Origin of the sequence: Clostridium ljungdahlii (assembly GCF_001636845.1) — a bacterium.
GTDB classification, from domain to species: Bacteria; Bacillota; Clostridia; order Clostridiales; family Clostridiaceae; genus Clostridium_B; species Clostridium_B ljungdahlii_A.
In genome coordinates, this window is sequence record NZ_LITT01000002.1 from 53,462 (window position 1) to 71,913 (window position 18,452).

The following is an 18,452-nucleotide window of genomic DNA, read 5'->3' on the forward strand; positions in this document are numbered from 1 at the left end:
ACTCTGCATTTAGTTATTCATATGCAGGGTTCTTTTTTAATATATATATTCTAGGATCTATAATTTTGAGGAGAGTAGTGTATATGAAAAAAATTATAAAAATTTTATTTACAATTACAGTTGTATTTGTGTTAACCTTTGTAATTGTAAATTATTTTTCTAAAACTCATTATAAAGTTGAAGTTCAAATGAAGGACAATACTCTAAGTTATGATTTAAAGTATTCCAGATTAAAAGGCGCAGTTGACTTTACAAAAGATGAAAAGCAAAATTATTACATAGCATATAGTAATAGAATACAGATTATAAAAGATAATGGGAAAAGTTATGACATATTGAAGAATTCAGATTTGAATATTCACAGCATGGACTATTATAAGGGAAATCTATATTATTCTTCAGGAGATAGTATATATTGCTATAATATGAATGAAGGTAAAAATACAATTTTAATAAAGGGATTGCCTAATTATGGTGATTATAAGGATAGCTTAGTAAAAGTAAGCAATGCATGCTTATATATTTCCGTAGGTTCTGCTACTAATTCAGGTGTAGTAGGAAGTGATAATAAATGGGTAAATGGCAATCTTTATGCCCATGATATGAGCCCAGAGAATATAACTCTTGGGGGAATAAATTTTGGAAAGAGTAAGACAGGTGCTTTTCAAAGCTATAATACTAAAAGTATAAAAGGTCAAATAGTTCCAGCACATTTCCCAGGAAATGCTTGTATTATAATATATAATTTGGAAAGCGGAGCAAGTGATACTTTTGCTTGGGGAATAAGGAATGTTACAGGAATGGATTTTACAGACAGCAGTAAATTAATATGTGCTGTAGGGGGAATGGAAAATAGAGGCAGCAGGCCTGTTATTGGGGATACAGATTATATATATGAAGTAAAAAAGGGAAGGTGGTATGGATGGCCAGATTATAGTGGGGGAGATCCAGTTACTTCGCCTAAGTTTAAAAGTGTGAAGAACTCTCCGCTGCAATTTATACTGGACAATCACCCTACGACAAATCCACAAGCTCCTATATATCAGCATAAAACGGTAAGCAGTATTGGAACTCTTGCAGTGGATTCAAAAGGTGACTTAAACAATAGAAATTGTATATTTTTTTATGATAATATTGATAATATAATATATAGCTTTCGAGGAACAGGTTTACCGGAGGAAAAAGTTAAATTTAGTGAAAGAACTAAAATTTCAAGTATAAAAATATATGATAAATCTTTATTATTACTTGACGGTAAAGAAGGTTATTTATATAGTATAAAAAGAGGTAAGCTTAAAAAGGTTTCAGAAATAAATAAAAATATTTATCCATACATACTTATGACAACAGTACTTGGAATAATATTAATTTTAAAAGTTCAAGGACGTTGATTTAAGTATATATTTAAATTAAAGAGGAGATTGTAATTAGATGAAACAAGAAATTGAAAAAACCTATGGAAGTGCTGTAAGAAAAATATTTTTCGCAGTTAACCCACTTAAGAAAAAAATTATGAAAACTAACTGTACTGTTCACAAGTTTATAATCATACGTGCTATTGAAATATTAAAAAATGATAATTATATGGAAGAGTATGAGTTTTTTAGAAAACATGTTAAAAGGTTAAATGCAGGAGTTACATGGGCAGATCAGGACTTTAAAAGTTCAAATCATTTCTACCATGTGAGTAAAGGAAAAGGGTTATATGGATTTTCGGATGCACTTACAGAATGTGAGAAATATTATGATAAGTCAATACAATTTCTAAAGAATAAAGAAGAGGAAAGAGCTCTATTTTATTTTGGTGCATCCTGCCACCTCATTCAAGATGTAACAGTCCCTCATCACGTAAATAACAAACTTTTGAGTAGTCATAGAAGATTTGAGCTGTGGATAATAGGAAGGCTTATGACAGATTATTCTTTTGTAGCTGAAGAGGGTGCTATAATATATGATAAAGTGGAAGACTTTGTAAAAAACAATGCAATAATGGCCAATAGTGTATATATGAAGAATATAAATATACAATCTAGAGAGGAAAGATATTCTAAAGTAGCTGCAACTATTATAAAAGAAGCTGAGAGAACCACAGCAGGCTTTATGATTAAATACTATTGTGAACTAAAAAAACTTTAATATTTTTCCATAAAATGGAGGATTTTTTCCTGCTTTTACAGAACATATATAATAAAGATTTAACTCTGTTTATATATGTTGGTAAAGGATAGTGATTAAATTGAGTAAGAATATATTTATAAATATGGAAAAAGAAATATTCAAAGGAAATTTATTGGATATAGGTATGGATAATCAAGGCATAATTTATAATATATATAAGGAATTTAATGATAATGTAAACGTGGAATATGTAAGTGGAAAAGAAGAAGGCAAAAATATAAAAGAAGATTATTATAATAATTGTATATTATTATTTTCCTTTAATAAATTATGGGTAAAATTTAAAAAGAAAAATTTTATAAAAGATATATACAGCCATTTAGGAAAAAATGGGATTATCCATATATGGGATATTGATAAAGGGTATAGAAAAATCTTTAATGCAGATATAAAGATATTAATACCTGGAGGAAAACTGAGAAAAATAAAAATAAGGGATTTTAATATTTTAAAAGATAATTCTAAGGAAAGTACTATACGACTACTAGATAATTATTTTAAAATTTTAGAATGTAGAAATTCTGACGGACTTTATTATATAAAGGCTGAAAAGAAGAACTTGGTTTGTAAAAGCTAGGACAACTAAAAAAGGACGGGAGACTCATATTATGAAGGTACTATTAGCAGCACTTAATTCAAAATTTATTCACAGCAATTTAGCAGTGAGATATTTAAAGGCTTATACAAAAAAACTCAATTATAATTGTACTATAAAGGAATTTACTATAAATGATAGAAGGGAAAAAGTATTAGAAGAAATTATAGGGGAGAAACCAGATGTAGTGGCTTTCTCCTGTTACATATGGAATATAGAATACATAAAATCTTTAGCGGTACTCATTAAGCTTATAAATCCTAAAGTGGAAATTTTGTATGGGGGACCTGAGGTGTCTTATGATAGTGATAGCTTTTTAAAAAATATGCCAGGAGAGTATGTAATAGTAGGTGAAGGAGAAGAAACTTATTATGAATTTGTAAAACTCAGGATTAAATATTTTGAGGCTTCAGGAAAAGTTGATAATAAAGAGTTTTTCTCAGAATTGAGAGATATAAAGGGTCTTTGCTTCAAACAAAATGGAAATGTAATTTTAAATGAACAAAGGCAGTCAATGGATATGAACAAGATAGTATTTCCCTATACAAAAGAAGATAATTTGAAAAATAAAATTGTGTATTATGAAGCCAGCAGAGGATGTCCCTTTAAATGTAAATACTGCCTTTCTTCTGCGAGTTTTGAAGTAAGGTTTTTGAATATAGAGAGAGTAAAAAAAGAACTTAAATTTTTAATGGACAAGGATATAAAGCTAATAAAATTTGTAGATAGAACTTTTAATTGTAATTATGAATTTGCTATGGAAATTTGGAAATTTGTAATAAATGCAAATACAGATGCTACATTTCACTTTGAGATTTCTGCAGATGTTTTAAAAGATGAAGAAATAAAACTTCTTAATACAGCTCCTAAAGGAAGAATCCAACTTGAAGTAGGAGTACAAACTACAAATGATACTGTGCTAAATAATATAAATAGATATGTTAAATTTAATTATATATATGACAGGGTGAAGAAAGTTCAAAAGTATCACAACATAAATCAGCATCTTGATTTAATAGCAGGACTTCCTGGAGAAGATTTTGAATCCTTTAAAAAATCTTTTAATGATGTATATTCTATAAAACCAGAGGCTCTTCAACTTGGATTTTTAAAGTTATTGAAAGGTTCATCTATGATAGAAGAAGTCTCCAAATGGGGAATGGTGTATTCACCCTATGCCCCTTATGAGATATTAAAGACAGATAGTATAAGTTATGATGAAATTGTTATATTGAAAAGAATAGAGGAAGTCTTTGATAAATACTATAATTCTGGCAAATTTAAAAATATACTAAATTATTTTGTACCTAAATTTAAAACAGCTTTTGATTTTTACTATAAACTTGGAAAGTTTTTTTATGATAAAGGATATTTAAATAAAAATATATCTTCATCAGATTACTATAAGGTATTTATAGAATTTGAAAATGAGTGTTTAAATGAAAAAAATATTGCATTAGAAGAGATAATAAAGTATGATTACTTGAAATTTAATAAGAAAAAATGGCTTCCAGATTTTTTAATGAGAGAAAGAAATAAAGAAGAAGAAAAATCTATAAAAACTAAAATTAAGGATGGACTCATAGAGGTATCCGAAAAATATCATATAGAAAAGTTTTTTATAAATATACAAAGATTTTTAAATGATTCTGTATTGGAGAAAAAGGAAGGGTATGTAATATTTGATATTGAAAATGATAAAGAGATATATTTATTTCACAAATAAATATATCTAAAAAGGAGTCGGTATTTTGAATATAACTATTGAAAATAAAGCATTAAGTTATGCAAAGGAAAAAGAAGGGGATTTTGTAGTAAGGAGCATTTCTGCATCAGGAGGATGTTTTTCTATGGATGTAAGGGAAATAACTGTAGAACTTATAAAAGATTTTAAAGTAAATGAAAAGATATTTAACAGTTACAGTTATAAAGAAATAAATATATTTATAGAAAAAGGTCTGGAAATAAAAGATGATGAGGTACTTATATATCAAAAAGCCAAATTACCTTTTATAGGAGAAAGATTTGGAAGCAAAGGGGTCTCTGTAAGGTACCTTTAAGGGTTTTAAACGAAAAATAAACTTAATCTATTAACTCAACTTTCGCACATACAAAATCTTGACTTAATATAAAAATATTGCGAAAGTTGAGCTCTCAATTTTTGATTAGGTCTTAAGGGTTTAATTAGAACTCATCTACTTTGTATATTTTCTTTGCTTTATCTGTATATAAAACACCATCTAGATGATCTATTTCATGACAAAAAGCTCTGGCAAATAGTCCTTCTGCATTGTATCTAACTCCATTTCCATTTGCATCTTCACCTACTACAATTACTTTTTTAGGTCTAACTACAATGCCCTCATGACCATTATAACTTAGGCAGCCTTCTGGACCTTCATTTCTACCCATTTTTTTTACTATTTTAGGGTTTATTAAGACTACAGGATTGGTATTTTCTTTTCCCAAATCAATAAATATTATTCTCTTGAGAATCCCTATCTGTGGGGCAGATAATCCAACTCCAGAACTAGCATATAAAGTATCCTTTAAATCTTGTACAATACCTAAAGTTTCTTCATCTATATTTTTGACTTTTCTGCTGACTTTCCTAAGTAATTTATCGCCAAACTTCAATATTTCTCTTACGGCCAAATGTATTACCTCCTCTAAGTAAGTATATTTAAATTATACAGTTATTTGCTTAAACAATCAATAAAGGAAATTTTTGGATAAGGCATAAAGTAAGGTCTTCTTATCTTGACATATGGTGTTATTAAATATAAAATTTACTTTTGTACTTGTATATTTATTGTAAAAACTATAGACTTCTATAGTATATGGGAGGGAAGAGATATGGCTATAAATGTTATGGATATGGAAAATGAAAAAGGACATTTAGAAGAAACCTTGAATTGGATAGATACTCAGATTAAAAACGTAAATTCGGAAGATGAAAAGTTAAAAATAATTATAGATGGACTTAGAAAACAATCTAGAGGTAAATATAATGAAGAATTGGAAACAAAAGAAAAGTTATATAATATAACTCATAAGAATCTTGAAAAATATATTGAAAGTAAGAATAAACCTTATTTTGGAAGAGTAGATTTTAGAGAATACAAGGGAGAAGAAGAGACTTTCTATATAGGAAAATTTGGACTTGGAGATATGGAAAAAGGCGATGAAAAGGTAATTGACTGGAGGGCTCCTCTAGCAGATCTTTATTATAGTGGAGTTTCAGGAGAAACTTTTTATAGATCTCCTCAAGGTATAATAAATGGAGAACTTAATCTAAAGAGAAAATTCTTGATTGAAGATGGAAAATTAAAGGATGCTTTTGATGAAGGAATAAATGAAATAATACTTCAGTCTGCGGATGAAAGTGAAAATGTCTTAGTAGATGAATTTTTAAAAATAAATTTGGAACAAAGTGCAAATAGTAAACTTAAGGATGTAGTTGCTACCATACAAAAGGAGCAAAACAATATAATAAGAACTGAAAAAAATATTTCACTTGTAGTTCAAGGATCTGCAGGTTCTGGAAAAACTACAGTAGCACTTCATAGGCTTGCCTACCTACTTTATAGATATAAAGGTAAAATTCAAGGGGAAGATATTGTAGTTGTAGCCCCTAATAAGTTGTTTTTAAATTATATTTCAGATGTACTTCCAAATTTAGGCATAGAAAAAGTCAAACAGGTAACCTTTGAAAAAATGTGCTGCCAGATGTTGAATTTAAAAAGCAAAGTATATACTAAAGATAAAAAGCTGTCCAGCATAATAGAAAGTAAAAAATACAGTGGGGTAGAAAACACACTTGAATCCAGTCGTGTTAAGGGAAGCATTTTATATAAAAATTTAATTGATAGGTATATAGAATATATAGAAGAAAGAGATGTAAATATTGATGATATAAAGATAGATAATTATATCCTGTTTAATAAAGAAGAAATATGTAGATTGTATTCAAGTGATATGAAACATTTGCCTATAAATAATAGGAAGCACGAGATAAAGAGGTATTTTCTGCTGAAGATAGATGATAAGATAAATAAAATAATGGACAAAATAGATTTCTATTATGAATATATGATTGCAAGACTAAAGAAAAGTATGGAGGATGGTCCAGATAGGAGAAAGGCACTCACAATTGTATACAATGAAAGAGATAAAAAGAAAGAAGACACTAAAAATAGGGCAATACAGGCTTTCGAATGTTATTTTAATAAATGGAGTGAGATTGATACAGAAAATCTCTATGAAGAGTTTTTAAATGACAAAGAAGTATTTGATAGAATTATAAAGGGAAATATTTCGAACAACACATGGAATAATATAAGACAGGAAGTAAAGGAAAATAGAGAAAAAAAAGTAATAGATAGTGATGATTTGGCTCCTCTTTGCTACTTGAAATTTAAAATAGAAGGAGTTTCTAAAAAGTTTAAATATAAGCACATTGTAGTGGATGAGGCACAGGATTATAGTGCTTTTCAGATGACCATTTTAAAGGAAATTAGCATAAATGATTCCATGACTATAGTTGGAGATTTAGGACAGGGTATATACTATTATAAAGGAATAACTAGTTGGAAAGATTTAATAGAAGATGTATTTGATTCTAATGCAAAATATACTCAACTTGAACACAGTTATCGTTCTACGATGGAAATAATAAAATTTGCAAATAAGGTTCTTAAGCTTCAGCAAAACAATCTAAAACCTGCAGTACCAGTGCTCAGGCATGGTAAAGTACCACAAGTAATAGAATTTAAAAACAATAGAGAATTTGGTGATGCTTTAGATAGAATTGTAGAGGAAGTTTACAGTGTGGGCAAGAAAAGCATAGCTGTTATAGGTAAAACCTATGATCAGTGTAAGAAAATCAGAGAGTATTTAAAAAAGTACAGTTCTTATAATTGGAGTCTGGTAAGGGAAAATGACAATAAGTTAAGTCTTGAAAACATAATAATTCCATCTTATATGACAAAGGGATTGGAGTTTGACTGCAGTGTAATTTACAATTGCAGCGAAGAAAATTATGGTGAAAATGAACTTGATAGAAAGATATTATATGTAGTTCTTACAAGGGCACTTCATATGGAATATATATTTTATTCAGGTAAAAAGTCTAAACTTATTAAGAATATTTAGTTATAATTTCAATTTCGTCAATACAACACTATGTATAAGTTAAGATTAAAACAATAATTATTATTACCAAATATTTAGTTTTACATTTTTAAAATTATGTGATAGAATATTAATAGTTAGATAAAATATAAATGTATTCATATTAAAAAAATAGGATGGTGAATGACTATGGAAAATGTAAAATTAAAAGAAAATATTTATTGGATTGGTGTAAAAGATCCTGAACTTAAAGTTTTTGACATAATAATGAATACTAAAGAAGGAAGCACTTATAATTCTTATTTAATTGATGATGAAAAAGTAGCAGTAATAGATACTGTAAAGGATAAAGGTGTTTTCTTTGAAAAATATGTATCAAATATAAAAGGTATAATAGGTAAAAGGAATATTGACTACATAATAGTACAGCATACAGAACTTGATCATAGTGGATCACTTGCAAAGCTCATTGACTTATATCCTGAAGCTGTTGTAGTAGGTACTAAAGCAGCCTTGATGTATTTAAAGGATATAACAAATAAAGAATTTAAGAGCATGGAAGCCCCAAAGGAATTGAGTCTTGGAAAGACTAATTTGCAATTTATAAAGTCACCAAATTTACACTGGCCTGATACAATGTTTACTTATATACAAAATAAGAAAGTATTATTTACCTGTGATTTTCTAGGATGTCACTATTGCCCTAAAGGTTCAATTACTGATAATTCAGCTGATTATGATCATGAGATGAAGTATTATTTTGATGTAATAATGGGACCATTTAAAAAATTTGTACTTATGGGACTTGATAAAATTAAGAATTTAGATTTTGATATGGTATGCCCAAGCCATGGACCTGTCCATATAGATGATATAAAGAAATCTATTGAATCCTATAGAAAGTGGGCTCTTACAGAATCTAAAGAAAAAAATGTTCAAATATTTTATATATCAGCTTATGGAAATACAGAAAAAGTTGCCAGATATATAGAAAATGTAATTAATTCAAGGGGAATAAAGGCTGAAGCACATGAAATAACTTCTATTCCTATGGAACAGGCTATTTCTCTCATTGAAGGAGCTTCAGGTATATTAGTTGGATCACCTACTATAAATCAGGATGCAGTGAAACCTGCATGGGATATGCTTTCACTTGTATGTGCTATAACAAATAGAGGAAAGGCAGCTGGTGCATTTGGTTCTTATGGATGGAGCGGTGAAGGTGTACCTATGCTCACAGAGAGATTAAAGTCATTGAAATTTAAGGTAGCTAGTGGCTTTAGATTCAAATTTGTACCTAATGAGAAAAAGCTAAAAGAAGCAGACGAGTTTATAAATGAATTTTTAAATTTACTTTAAAATAAGGAAGGGCATATGTCCCTTCCTTATTTTAAATGCTGAAAAGTCCAGGAAAGCAAGTCTATACATAAATCAGAAGTCTTATCATTTTCATCTAACTTAGGATTTAATTCTACCATATCCATGGATTTTACTAGACCAGTTTCCATTAAATATTTCAATATATACTTAACTTCTATAACATTTATGCCTTTTTTTACTGGGGTGCCTGTTCCAGGAACTAATTGAGGGCTTAAAACATCTATGTCGAAACTAAAATGAAGAGATTGTACGCCGTTTCTTTTTAGTTTTGAACCAATCTCTTCCATTACATTTTTTATGCTCATTGCATGTATATCACGAGTTGAGTATATGTTTATATTTTGTTCTTTTAAAAAATCCAGCTCTCCTTTATCTAACGACCTAGCACCTAGTATAAATACATTTTGTGGTTTTACTTTAGGACCTTTGTAATAAAGGTCAGAAAGCTTATCATATCCAAAGCCCATAGCAGCTGAAAGGGGCATTCCATGAACATTACCTGATGGAGAAGTCTTATCTGTATTTATATCGCCGTGAGCATCTAACCATACAACTGCAATATTTTTGTTATATTTGCTTGTACCTGAAAGACTTCCAAGTCCTATAGAATGATCACCTCCTATAGTTAAAGGAAAACTATGAGCACATAGTGAACTGTAAACCTGATGAGCTAAATTTTTGTTTGCATTTAGTATAGGTTTTAAATATTTCATATGGGAATTATATGTGTATTTTTCGCTCTCAGGGATATCTAAAACGGGGATATCTCCCGTATCATAAATTGTATGACCACTTTTATTTAAAATATATATTAATTTTTTTTGCCTTAATTTTCTGGGACCGTATTCTGTACCCTTTCTGTCAGAACCAAAAAAGATAGGTACACCTATTACACTAACGTCCATTTAAGTTACCTCCCTAATTTAACTTTTGGTAAAATGAAAATTTAAGTTCAATGTTATTTTTAGAATTTATTTTAAGCATTATTCTATTTTAATTTTACATATATGGTTCAAATATCTATACTTTAAAATTCAAATGAAATGTAATGATTTTAAGTCTATTGAGAAGAATAAATTTGAGAAGAAAAAACAAATAGAAAGAAAAAATAAAATTCAGTTAAAATAAATTAACTAAATTTATTTTCCTTTTGGTATTGTAGAATTAGCTTGTCTAACTTTTCACTGCATTTGACAACAATTTCATCCGTAAGACTACTAGTTTTCATTAATAGATATAAAGTTTCCTTTAGATTGTTTATTTCAACATCTAAAATTCTCAAATTCTCATTCATTATCATTCCTCCACAAGAAACTTTGTACTCTTATATTTTAACAGATAATAAGAAAATAACCATATCTTTTATTAGTCACCAATTTGCAGTATATTACAAAAATAAACATAATTTCTGTAGATAAGGTGTGGATTATTCTGTGGAGAAAATGTGGAAAAAAGAAAAAAATGTCTTCATATACTGATATAAATCATCATGGATAAATTTTACAAATCAAAATAATGTCTAAAAGTTTTTATCATATTTGTAAACTTACTATATTAGCTATTATAAAAATAGTTGACAATATGGAGTGATTTGTGGAAAATAAAATTGAATAAGTGTATCAATGAATCTTACTTAGTGGGAATTTGGTTCTCCCACTAAGTTTAGATGAATTATCTAGGGGCGTAGCTACTGTTATCTCCCACTTTGATAGAAGTGGGAGTGTTACAGTAGGTAGCCATCAGACAAATTATAAAGTTAGGAGCTGCAGCTATAAAATGGACAAATTAACTGAAAGAATAAATTTTCTTTATAAAAAGAGTAAAACTTCACAACTTACAGAAGATGAAAAAGAGGAACAGAGAAGACTTAGAGAGAAATATATAAACAATATAAAGAAAAATTTAAAAGCTCAACTTGGAGCTATACAACCAAAATCTAATGAAGATGAACTCAATTAAGAGGTGAGAAAATGCCAGTAACAGTAGTAGATATTATAAATGATTTAAATTTGGAAGTTATAAATAGAGGAGAAAATATAAATGAAATAAAGGAAAGCGATATAAATAGACCTGGACTTCAATTTAGTGGGTTTTATAATTATTACGCTAATGAGAGAGTCCAGATAGTAGGTAAGGCGGAATGGAGTTTTTTAGATGCTATGCAGCCTGAACTTAGGAAAAAAGATTGGTAAAGTATTTTGAATTTGATAATCCATGTACCATAATAACTAGAAATTTAGTGCCTCATAAGGAGTTCTTAGAGAGTGCTATCTTGAATAAAAGGTGGATACTAAGAACTGATAGTATATCTACAAGATTTATAAATAAGGTTATGAATTATTTAGATGATAAATTAGCACCTGAAACAAGGATACATGGTGTGCTTGTAGATGTTTATGGCATTGGAATACTTATAACCGGAGAAAGTGGTATAGGAAAAAGTGAAACTGCACTTGAACTTATAAAAAGGGGACATCGTTTAGTGGCAGATGATGCGGTAGATATAAAGCAAATAGATGGGGTACTTCATGGAACATCGCCGTATATTACTTCAGGGATGATAGAAGTTAGAGGAATGGGGATAATTGATATACCTGCTCTTTATGGATTGAGTTCTGTACTTAAGGCAAAGGATGTTAACATGATAATATATCTGGAGCAGTGGAAAGAAGATGAAAATTATGATAGACTTGGAATAGACAAGGAGTATTTAAATATATTAAATGTACCTGTAAGAAAATTAAAAATTCCAATTAGACCAGGAAGAAATCTGGCAGTCATAATAGAGGCCGCTGCAGCAAATTACAGATACAGTCTTATATCAAATGTAACTCCTGTAGATGTAATAAGTGAAAGAATAAATGAGGTGGCGAGAAAGAAGAATGGATAAGAGTATTATAAGAAAGAAAATGAAAGAAGAGAGAAATAAATTATCTAATTTACAAAAAGAAAAATTGGACAATAGTGTACTTCAAAAGGTTATAGAAAGTGAAGAATATAATAAGGCTAACAGTATATTTATATTTGTAAGTTATGGAAGTGAAGTGGACACTCATAGAATTATAAAAAAGGCACTTAAGCAGGGAAAAAATATTTATGTTCCTAAAGTTATATCCAAAGAGGATGGAATGATTGCAGTTAGAATACATGATTTTAGTGAATTAAAAAGTGGGGCATACGGTATATTGGAACCAGAAGATACAAAGTCTAAAGTAGAGGAATCCTCTATAGATTTGTGTTATATTCCAGGAGTAGCCTTTGATAAAAGAGGTGGGAGAGTTGGATATGGAGGGGGATATTACGATAGGTTCTTTAAAAAGCTTAGGGAGGATTCCCAAAAAATTGCCCTTGCATATAGGTTTCAGGTACTAGATGAAGTCCCCATGGAAGAACATGATATGTTTATAGATGGTATCATTTCTGATTAAAATATTTACAATTTTATTATATTATCTATTTAAAATATTCATAGATAGATATTAAAAGTATTGCGTCCTTTATATTGCTAATAGGGTTTATGGACAATACTTTTTTTATTTTGTTTAATTCTGCTGCTATAGTATTTTTATACTATAGTTTTTGTCATAAAATTACATCTGTCAAGTAATGAATTATTTCTAGTTAAAATTAACACACTAATAAGAATGAACTTATTTTTATGTTTACATTGGTGGTGTTTTTATGAAAATACTTGATATAGATAATGGTTTTCAAGAAGTTACGGAAGAAATTGATTTTATAAGCAGCCATTATTGGATATTACTTCATGCAGATGAAATTGAAAAGTTAAAGGATTTTGTAGACATAGATAGAGATAGTATGGAGGAATGTAAAAGTTTTTCACAAGTATCAAAAATAAACTTTTTCAATGGGTATCTCTTTATAATACTTAATGTACTCAATTATGTAGAAGAAATAGTAATTCCTAGAGAATTGAATGTATTTTTAAGTAGAAATTATATAATAACTGTATACAAAGATAAGATTGATATATTAGATGATCTAATACAAGATATATATGACTCCAAAAATTGCTTTTTACTAAAGGACAATCCGAGGGCATCTATATTACTTTACTATATTTTAGACAGAATAGTTATAAAAAACTATGATATAATATCCGCACTAGAGGTTAAAGCAGATAAAATTGAAATAGATGTTTTAAAAAATCCAAAACATGATCAGATAGATAGTCTTATAACCCTGAGAAGACAAGTTTATAAAATAAGAAAATATTTAAATCCACTTATATACATAGGAGATAGCTTGGTTATGAATGACAATCTGGTAATAGAAAAAGATACCTTAGAATACTTTAGCAATTTAAATAGAAAAATAGAAAAACTTATGTTTTGTATTGAAAGTTTAGTTCAAGATCTAGCTTTAGTGAGGGAAGCTTTTGAATCTGAAACTGCGAATAAAACCAATGAACTCATGAAAGTTTTTACTGTAATAGCTACTATATTTTTACCATTAGATCTCATAAGTAGTATCTATGGTATGAACCTAAAAGGAATACCATTTATGGAGATAGAAAATGGATGTCATTATGTAGTAATAATTATGTTTCTTGTGGCAGTTATTCTTATATGTATATTTAAGAGGAAAAAGTGGTTTTAATATAAATTTATAAGGTATAGGAGATGAATACTAATGAAAGATGAGTCAAAATTGGATATAGATAAAGTAAATTTAAGAACTAGTTTATCAGTAAGGGAAGTATTGAAAATACCTATATTCAAGGGCAGTAAGGTTATAGCGGGGAAAATGAAACTTCAAAATGAGTGCAAACACATTACTATACTTGAAACTCCTGAGGGAATAGAATGGTTAGAAGGAGGAGAATTTCTGCTCAGTACAGGTTATGCATTTAAAGATGATAAAGGTGCTTTAGAAAATGTTATATACAGGGCATCTAAACAAAATGTTTCTGCAATTGCTATTAAGGAAAAAAGATATATAAACTATATACCACAGAGAATGATAGATCAGGCAAATGAACATGGGGTACCTCTTATAATGCTGCCTTATAATTTTATATATACTAAGGCACTTACAAGTTTTTATAATGCACTAATGTATAAAAAAATAGTTACATTTATGAATCACAAAAAATGCATGATAAACTTTTAAGACTTATACTTGAAAATAAAAATGTGCCTGATACCGTAAATGCTTTATCAGAATTAACAAATTTTAGTATAATAATTATGGATACCATCTCAAATGTAATTTGTAAAAATATAATTAGTGGCCATAAAAATGTATGTAAAAAAATATTTGAAGGAAATAAGTTATTTCATAACATTGAATTATTTTTAAATGAGCCTTATGTCAATGAATATGGTGATTATAAAATATATATGTACAAATTGAGCTGTAAAGATGACATAATTGGATACATGTATGTTATAAGTGAGTTACTATATAAAAGTTTATATACGGATGTTATTGAAAATGGTAAAAGAATTTTGGAATTAAAATTAGAAAAAGAAAAAAATGAACCATTAAATGCAGTTAACTTAAATAAGGTTATAACTAATATAATTTTAAACAGTAAATCTTTGCCAGACAAGTTTTATTTAAATATAAGAAATAATTACAAATGGAATAATAAAAAAAGCTTTATTGGTGTTTGTATAGACATTTATACGAAGAATCAGAAGCTCATTGAACAAATTTGTGGTTTAATTGGAAGAATTTTTAATGGACAAGGTTTTTTTATTACAGAAGATGCAAATAAGATATTTATATTTTTTCCTATGGATGGAGATGTTAATTTAAAGGATATAGTAGATAAAGTGTGTATATTTCTTAATAAATATGATAAGAGTGTAAGTGCATCTTTTTCAGCATCGAGAATATATGATGATATAAAAGATATACCTAAAATGTACAATGAATGTTATATAACTTCCTTATTCAATAAAGAGAAAGAGACACTCTATTATGATTCTTTAGATACTATAAAATTATTATATACATTAAAGGGAAATATGCAAACTTCAGAATATTGTAATAAAACATTAGGAAGTATTAAAAAATATGATAGTGAAAACAAGAGTGAACTTGTAAAAACATTAAATACATATTTTAAATTTAATATGAATAAAAAAGTAGTTTCTAAAGAATTACATATTCACCCTGAGACATTGAGATATAGGTTAAGCAAAATAGAGGATTTAACGGGATATTCTCTACATAATTCTGAAGGGATTTTTGCTCTGCAAATGGGAATAAAACTTTACAAAATGATAAATTACAACAATTCATCATTTTAATTTGATTTTGAAATTATTAATTCATTCAAAATAGTGGATATGTAAATAAAAGTTGTATGTTTATGATTAGTCATAAACATACAACTTTTATTTTATGAAATTGCAGCATATCATATTTTCTGAAAAATATTTATAATTCATATTATACTATTTAATACTAAAAATGAAAGGAGAAATATGATTATGATGAATGAGTTAGAAAATGAAAAAAGTCATCCTTCTATGTTTGAACCCGTTGCATTTATAGTTAATATTTTTTGTGCTGTACTTGGAGCCATAATAGGTATGCAACTTATAACTACACTAGGAGTTACTCCCAATACTTCTATAATAGGTGCACTCATTGCAATGCTTATATCAAGAATACCTTTAAGTATATTGCAAAAATTTAGATCTATACATAGACAAAATATTGTTCAAACGTCTATATCTTCTGCTACCTTTGGAGCAGCAAATAGTTTGATGATACCAATTGGAATTCCATTTTTAATTGGAAGAAGTGATCTGGTATTACCAATGCTTATAGGAGTTAGTTTTGCTATGATCGTTGATGCCACTATCTTATATAATGTATTTGATTCTGAAATTTTTCCAGGAACTGGGGCATGGCCTCCTGGAGTTGCTACAGCTCAGTCAATTTTGGCAGGGGATAAAGGTGGCAAAAGGGCAGGTATTTTAGGTATAGGAACTACAGTTGGTGTAATTGGATCTTTCTTACATATTCCAATGTCCGCTTTTGGTATTGCATTTATAGGTAATATATGGGCTCTATTTATGTTTGGAGTGGGGCTTTTAATTAATCAATACTCAATGAGTTTATTTGGAATAAATGTAAATAAACTTTATATACCACATGGTATCATGATAGGTGCAGGATTTGTTGCTATTTGTCAAATATTTAAGGTGATTTTCATTAAACAGAAAGAAACCAAGCTTGAAAATAAAGGTGCGGATGTAAAATATACGCGTTCTACAGGTAGGGTAAAAAGAACTTTGCTTCTTGGATATGCAATTTATGTGTTTATTGCATCTGGTATTGCCATTGTCTGTGGACTTATTACAAAAATGTCTACAGGAATGCTTATTGGCTTCGTTTTATATGCAGCAGTAGCAGCTTTCGTTCATGAGCTACTTGTAGGTATTGCAGCAATGCACTCTGGATGGTTTCCTGCTTTTGCTATTGCTTTTATTACATTAATAGTTGGAATGCTTATTGGATTTCCACCTATAGCACTTGCACTACTTGCAGGATTTAGTGCAGCTACAGGTCCTGCATTTGCAGATATGGGATATGACCTTAAATCAGGTTATATACTTCGAGGAAATGATAAAGATGATAAATTTGAATTGGAAGGAAGAAAACATCAATATATTGCAGCTATAGTTGCCTTTGCAATTGCAATGATAATTGTATTTATAAGTTACAGGAGCTATTTTGGTCAAAGCCTTGTTCCTCCAATAGATAAAGTGTATATTTCCACAATTAAAGCTGGTGCTTCTGCGGAAGTTGCAAAACAACTTCTCATATGGATGATTCCAGGAATTATACTTCAGTTCATTGGTGGTTCAAGTCGTCAGCTTGGTGTATTATTTGCAACAGGTCTTCTCATTACATCACCTAATGCTTGCTGGGCTGTTTTAGTGGGAATCCTAATTAGAGTTGTTTGTATAAAAATAAAAGGAAAAGAAGCAGAAACACCTATGAGTATTTTTGCAGGTGGTGTAATTGCAGGTGATGCACTGTTTAGTTTCTTTGGATCTATTTTTAAAGTAGGCAAATAAGGCTTAAATAGGGGGTATTTATTGTGGCTAGGAAGATAAAAATTGATGAAGAAATTTTAAATTATGCTGTTTTTGGAGGATGCATACTAGGAGGCGGCGGAGGAGGTTCTAGAAAATTAGGAATGGAGTCAGGAAAGGCAGCTTTAAAATATGGCAATCTCGAATTGATTGATATAAATGACATTACTGAAGATACAATTATAATTACAGCTTCAGCAGTTGGAGCTCCTGCTGCTAGTCTTCAATATGTACTGCCAGAATATCATATAAGAACTATAAAGTTATTTGAGGAAAATACAGGTATAAAAATAGGTGGAATAATAACAAATGAAAATGGCGGCGCTTCTACCATGAATGGATGGACAGAAGCTGCTGCTTTAGATATACCTTTTATTGATGCACCTTGTAATGGAAGAGCTCATCCTACAGGTGTTATGGGAAGTATGAATTTAAATAATGTGGAAGGATATGTTTCCTGTCAGGCTGCAGTGGGGGGGGAATCCTGAAATAAATAAGTATTTAGAAACATTTATCAGAGGATCTATAGGAAATGCTTCTAGTATGGTAAGGCAAGCTTCTATATTTGCAGGAGGTCTTGTTTGTGTAGCTAGAAATTCTGTAACAGCAGGTTATGTAAAAAAGAATGGAGCATTAGACGGAGTATCTCATGCTATTGAAACTGGTAGGGTATTTTATAAAGGTTTAAAGCAAAATGTAGAAAGTGCTCCAGAGAGTGCTGCAGAATTTTTAAAAGGAGAAGTAGTTATAGAAGGAAAAGTGGATGAAATTATCTTGAATACTACAGGTGGATTTGACGTTGGGGTAGTTAAAGTTAAAGATTATGAAATTACATTTTGGAATGAATACATGACTCTTGAGAAAAATGGTGAGAGACTTGCAACTTTTCCGGATCTTATAATGACTTTTGATAGTATAACTGGAATGCCTGTAACTAGTGTTGAAATTAAACAAAATCAGGTTGTTAAAATTATGAAGACAAGTAAGAAAAACTTAAAGCTTGGAAGTGGAATGAAGGATAAAAGTCTACTTGAACAAGCAGGAAAAATTATAAATAAAGATATTTTAAATTACATATAGTTTAT

Annotated in this window: 18 protein-coding genes and 1 pseudogene; 16 read left to right on the forward strand and 3 right to left on the reverse strand. The window is 29.1% G+C overall.

The genetic code is table 11. From position 1 onward, the window contains the following. The first annotated feature begins 83 nt into the window (after positions 1-83). The 5 genes from WY13_RS00955 (at position 84) to WY13_RS00975 (ending at position 4,833) form a co-directional block, all read left to right on the forward strand. Positions 84-1,391, forward strand: coding sequence for a hypothetical protein (locus WY13_RS00955; RefSeq protein ID WP_063553852.1), 1,308 nt, complete (start codon positions 84-86; stop codon positions 1,389-1,391). 40 nt (positions 1,392-1,431) lie between these two features. Next, positions 1,432-2,136: a zinc dependent phospholipase C family protein gene (locus tag WY13_RS00960; RefSeq protein WP_063553853.1), complete on the forward strand. Its 705-nt coding sequence runs from the start codon at positions 1,432-1,434 to the stop codon at positions 2,134-2,136. Positions 2,137-2,227: 91 nt separating this feature from the next. After that, positions 2,228-2,755: a class I SAM-dependent methyltransferase gene (locus WY13_RS00965; RefSeq protein ID WP_156498938.1), complete on the forward strand. Its 528-nt coding sequence runs from the start codon at positions 2,228-2,230 to the stop codon at positions 2,753-2,755. A 31-nt stretch (positions 2,756-2,786) separates the two neighbouring features. Then, complete coding sequence (locus WY13_RS00970; protein ID WP_063553855.1) at positions 2,787-4,499, forward strand: B12-binding domain-containing radical SAM protein; 1,713 nt, start codon at positions 2,787-2,789, stop codon at positions 4,497-4,499. 25 nt (positions 4,500-4,524) lie between these two features. Next, the gene (locus tag WY13_RS00975) at positions 4,525-4,833 is read left to right on the forward strand and encodes a hypothetical protein (protein ID WP_063553856.1); all 309 of its coding nucleotides are present in this window, start codon (positions 4,525-4,527) and stop codon (positions 4,831-4,833) included. Positions 4,834-4,957: 124 nt separating this feature from the next. Here WY13_RS00975 and def read toward each other — a convergent pair whose 3' ends face one another. Continuing rightward, positions 4,958-5,428, reverse strand: coding sequence for a peptide deformylase (gene def / locus WY13_RS00980; RefSeq protein ID WP_063553857.1), 471 nt, complete (start codon positions 5,426-5,428; stop codon positions 4,958-4,960). 201 nt (positions 5,429-5,629) lie between these two features. Here def and helD point away from each other — a divergent pair, with 201 nt between their 5' ends. Next, positions 5,630-7,927 carry an RNA polymerase recycling motor HelD gene (gene helD / locus WY13_RS00985; RefSeq protein WP_063553858.1) on the forward strand — a complete coding sequence of 766 codons (2,298 nt, stop codon included), beginning with the start codon at positions 5,630-5,632 and terminating at the stop codon, positions 7,925-7,927. Positions 7,928-8,095: 168 nt separating this feature from the next. Next, a complete protein-coding gene (locus WY13_RS00990; protein ID WP_063553859.1) occupies positions 8,096-9,265 on the forward strand; it encodes an FprA family A-type flavoprotein in 1,170 nt (389 codons plus the stop codon). Between the two features lie 26 nt (positions 9,266-9,291). On the opposite strand, the gene rocF is transcribed toward WY13_RS00990, so the two are convergent. Next, positions 9,292-10,191, reverse strand: a complete 900-nt coding sequence (gene rocF / locus WY13_RS00995; protein WP_063553860.1) for an arginase — start codon at positions 10,189-10,191, stop codon at positions 9,292-9,294. Between the two features lie 224 nt (positions 10,192-10,415). Next, on the reverse strand, positions 10,416-10,580 hold the full coding sequence (locus WY13_RS20260; protein WP_082848336.1) for an aspartyl-phosphate phosphatase Spo0E family protein: 165 nt from the start codon (positions 10,578-10,580) through the stop codon (positions 10,416-10,418). 482 nt (positions 10,581-11,062) lie between these two features. On the opposite strand from WY13_RS20260, the gene WY13_RS01000 reads away from it, so the two are divergent. The 9 genes and pseudogenes from WY13_RS01000 (at position 11,063) to WY13_RS21990 (ending at position 18,447) form a co-directional block, all read left to right on the forward strand. Further along, a complete protein-coding gene (locus tag WY13_RS01000) occupies positions 11,063-11,245 on the forward strand; it encodes a DUF896 domain-containing protein (RefSeq protein WP_063553924.1) in 183 nt (60 codons plus the stop codon). Between the two features lie 11 nt (positions 11,246-11,256). Beyond that, positions 11,257-12,176 (forward strand): annotated as a pseudogene (hprK, locus tag WY13_RS01005) (HPr(Ser) kinase/phosphatase). Further along, positions 12,169-12,714, forward strand: coding sequence for a 5-formyltetrahydrofolate cyclo-ligase (locus WY13_RS01010; protein WP_063553861.1), 546 nt, complete (start codon positions 12,169-12,171; stop codon positions 12,712-12,714). Before hprK ends, WY13_RS01010 begins: the two are co-directional and overlap by 8 nt. 253 nt (positions 12,715-12,967) lie before the next feature. Continuing rightward, a complete protein-coding gene (locus WY13_RS01015; protein ID WP_063553862.1) occupies positions 12,968-13,906 on the forward strand; it encodes a magnesium transporter CorA family protein in 939 nt (312 codons plus the stop codon). A 33-nt stretch (positions 13,907-13,939) separates the two neighbouring features. Continuing rightward, a complete protein-coding gene (locus tag WY13_RS01020) occupies positions 13,940-14,419 on the forward strand; it encodes a PucR family transcriptional regulator ligand-binding domain-containing protein (RefSeq protein WP_063553863.1) in 480 nt (159 codons plus the stop codon). Continuing rightward, positions 14,401-15,567, forward strand: a complete 1,167-nt coding sequence (locus WY13_RS01025) for a PucR family transcriptional regulator (protein ID WP_063553864.1) — start codon at positions 14,401-14,403, stop codon at positions 15,565-15,567. The genes WY13_RS01020 and WY13_RS01025 overlap by 19 nt, the downstream gene beginning before the upstream one ends. Before the next feature lie 183 nt (positions 15,568-15,750). Continuing rightward, positions 15,751-17,349: an OPT/YSL family transporter gene (locus tag WY13_RS01030; RefSeq protein ID WP_023161749.1), complete on the forward strand. Its 1,599-nt coding sequence runs from the start codon at positions 15,751-15,753 to the stop codon at positions 17,347-17,349. A gap of 23 nt (positions 17,350-17,372) precedes the next feature. Further along, a complete protein-coding gene (locus WY13_RS21985) occupies positions 17,373-17,855 on the forward strand; it encodes a DUF917 family protein (RefSeq protein ID WP_204377935.1) in 483 nt (160 codons plus the stop codon). Then, positions 17,806-18,447, forward strand: coding sequence for a DUF917 family protein (locus tag WY13_RS21990; protein WP_204377936.1), 642 nt, complete (start codon positions 17,806-17,808; stop codon positions 18,445-18,447). Before WY13_RS21985 ends, WY13_RS21990 begins: the two co-directional genes overlap by 50 nt. The last annotated feature ends 5 nt before the right edge of the window (positions 18,448-18,452 follow it).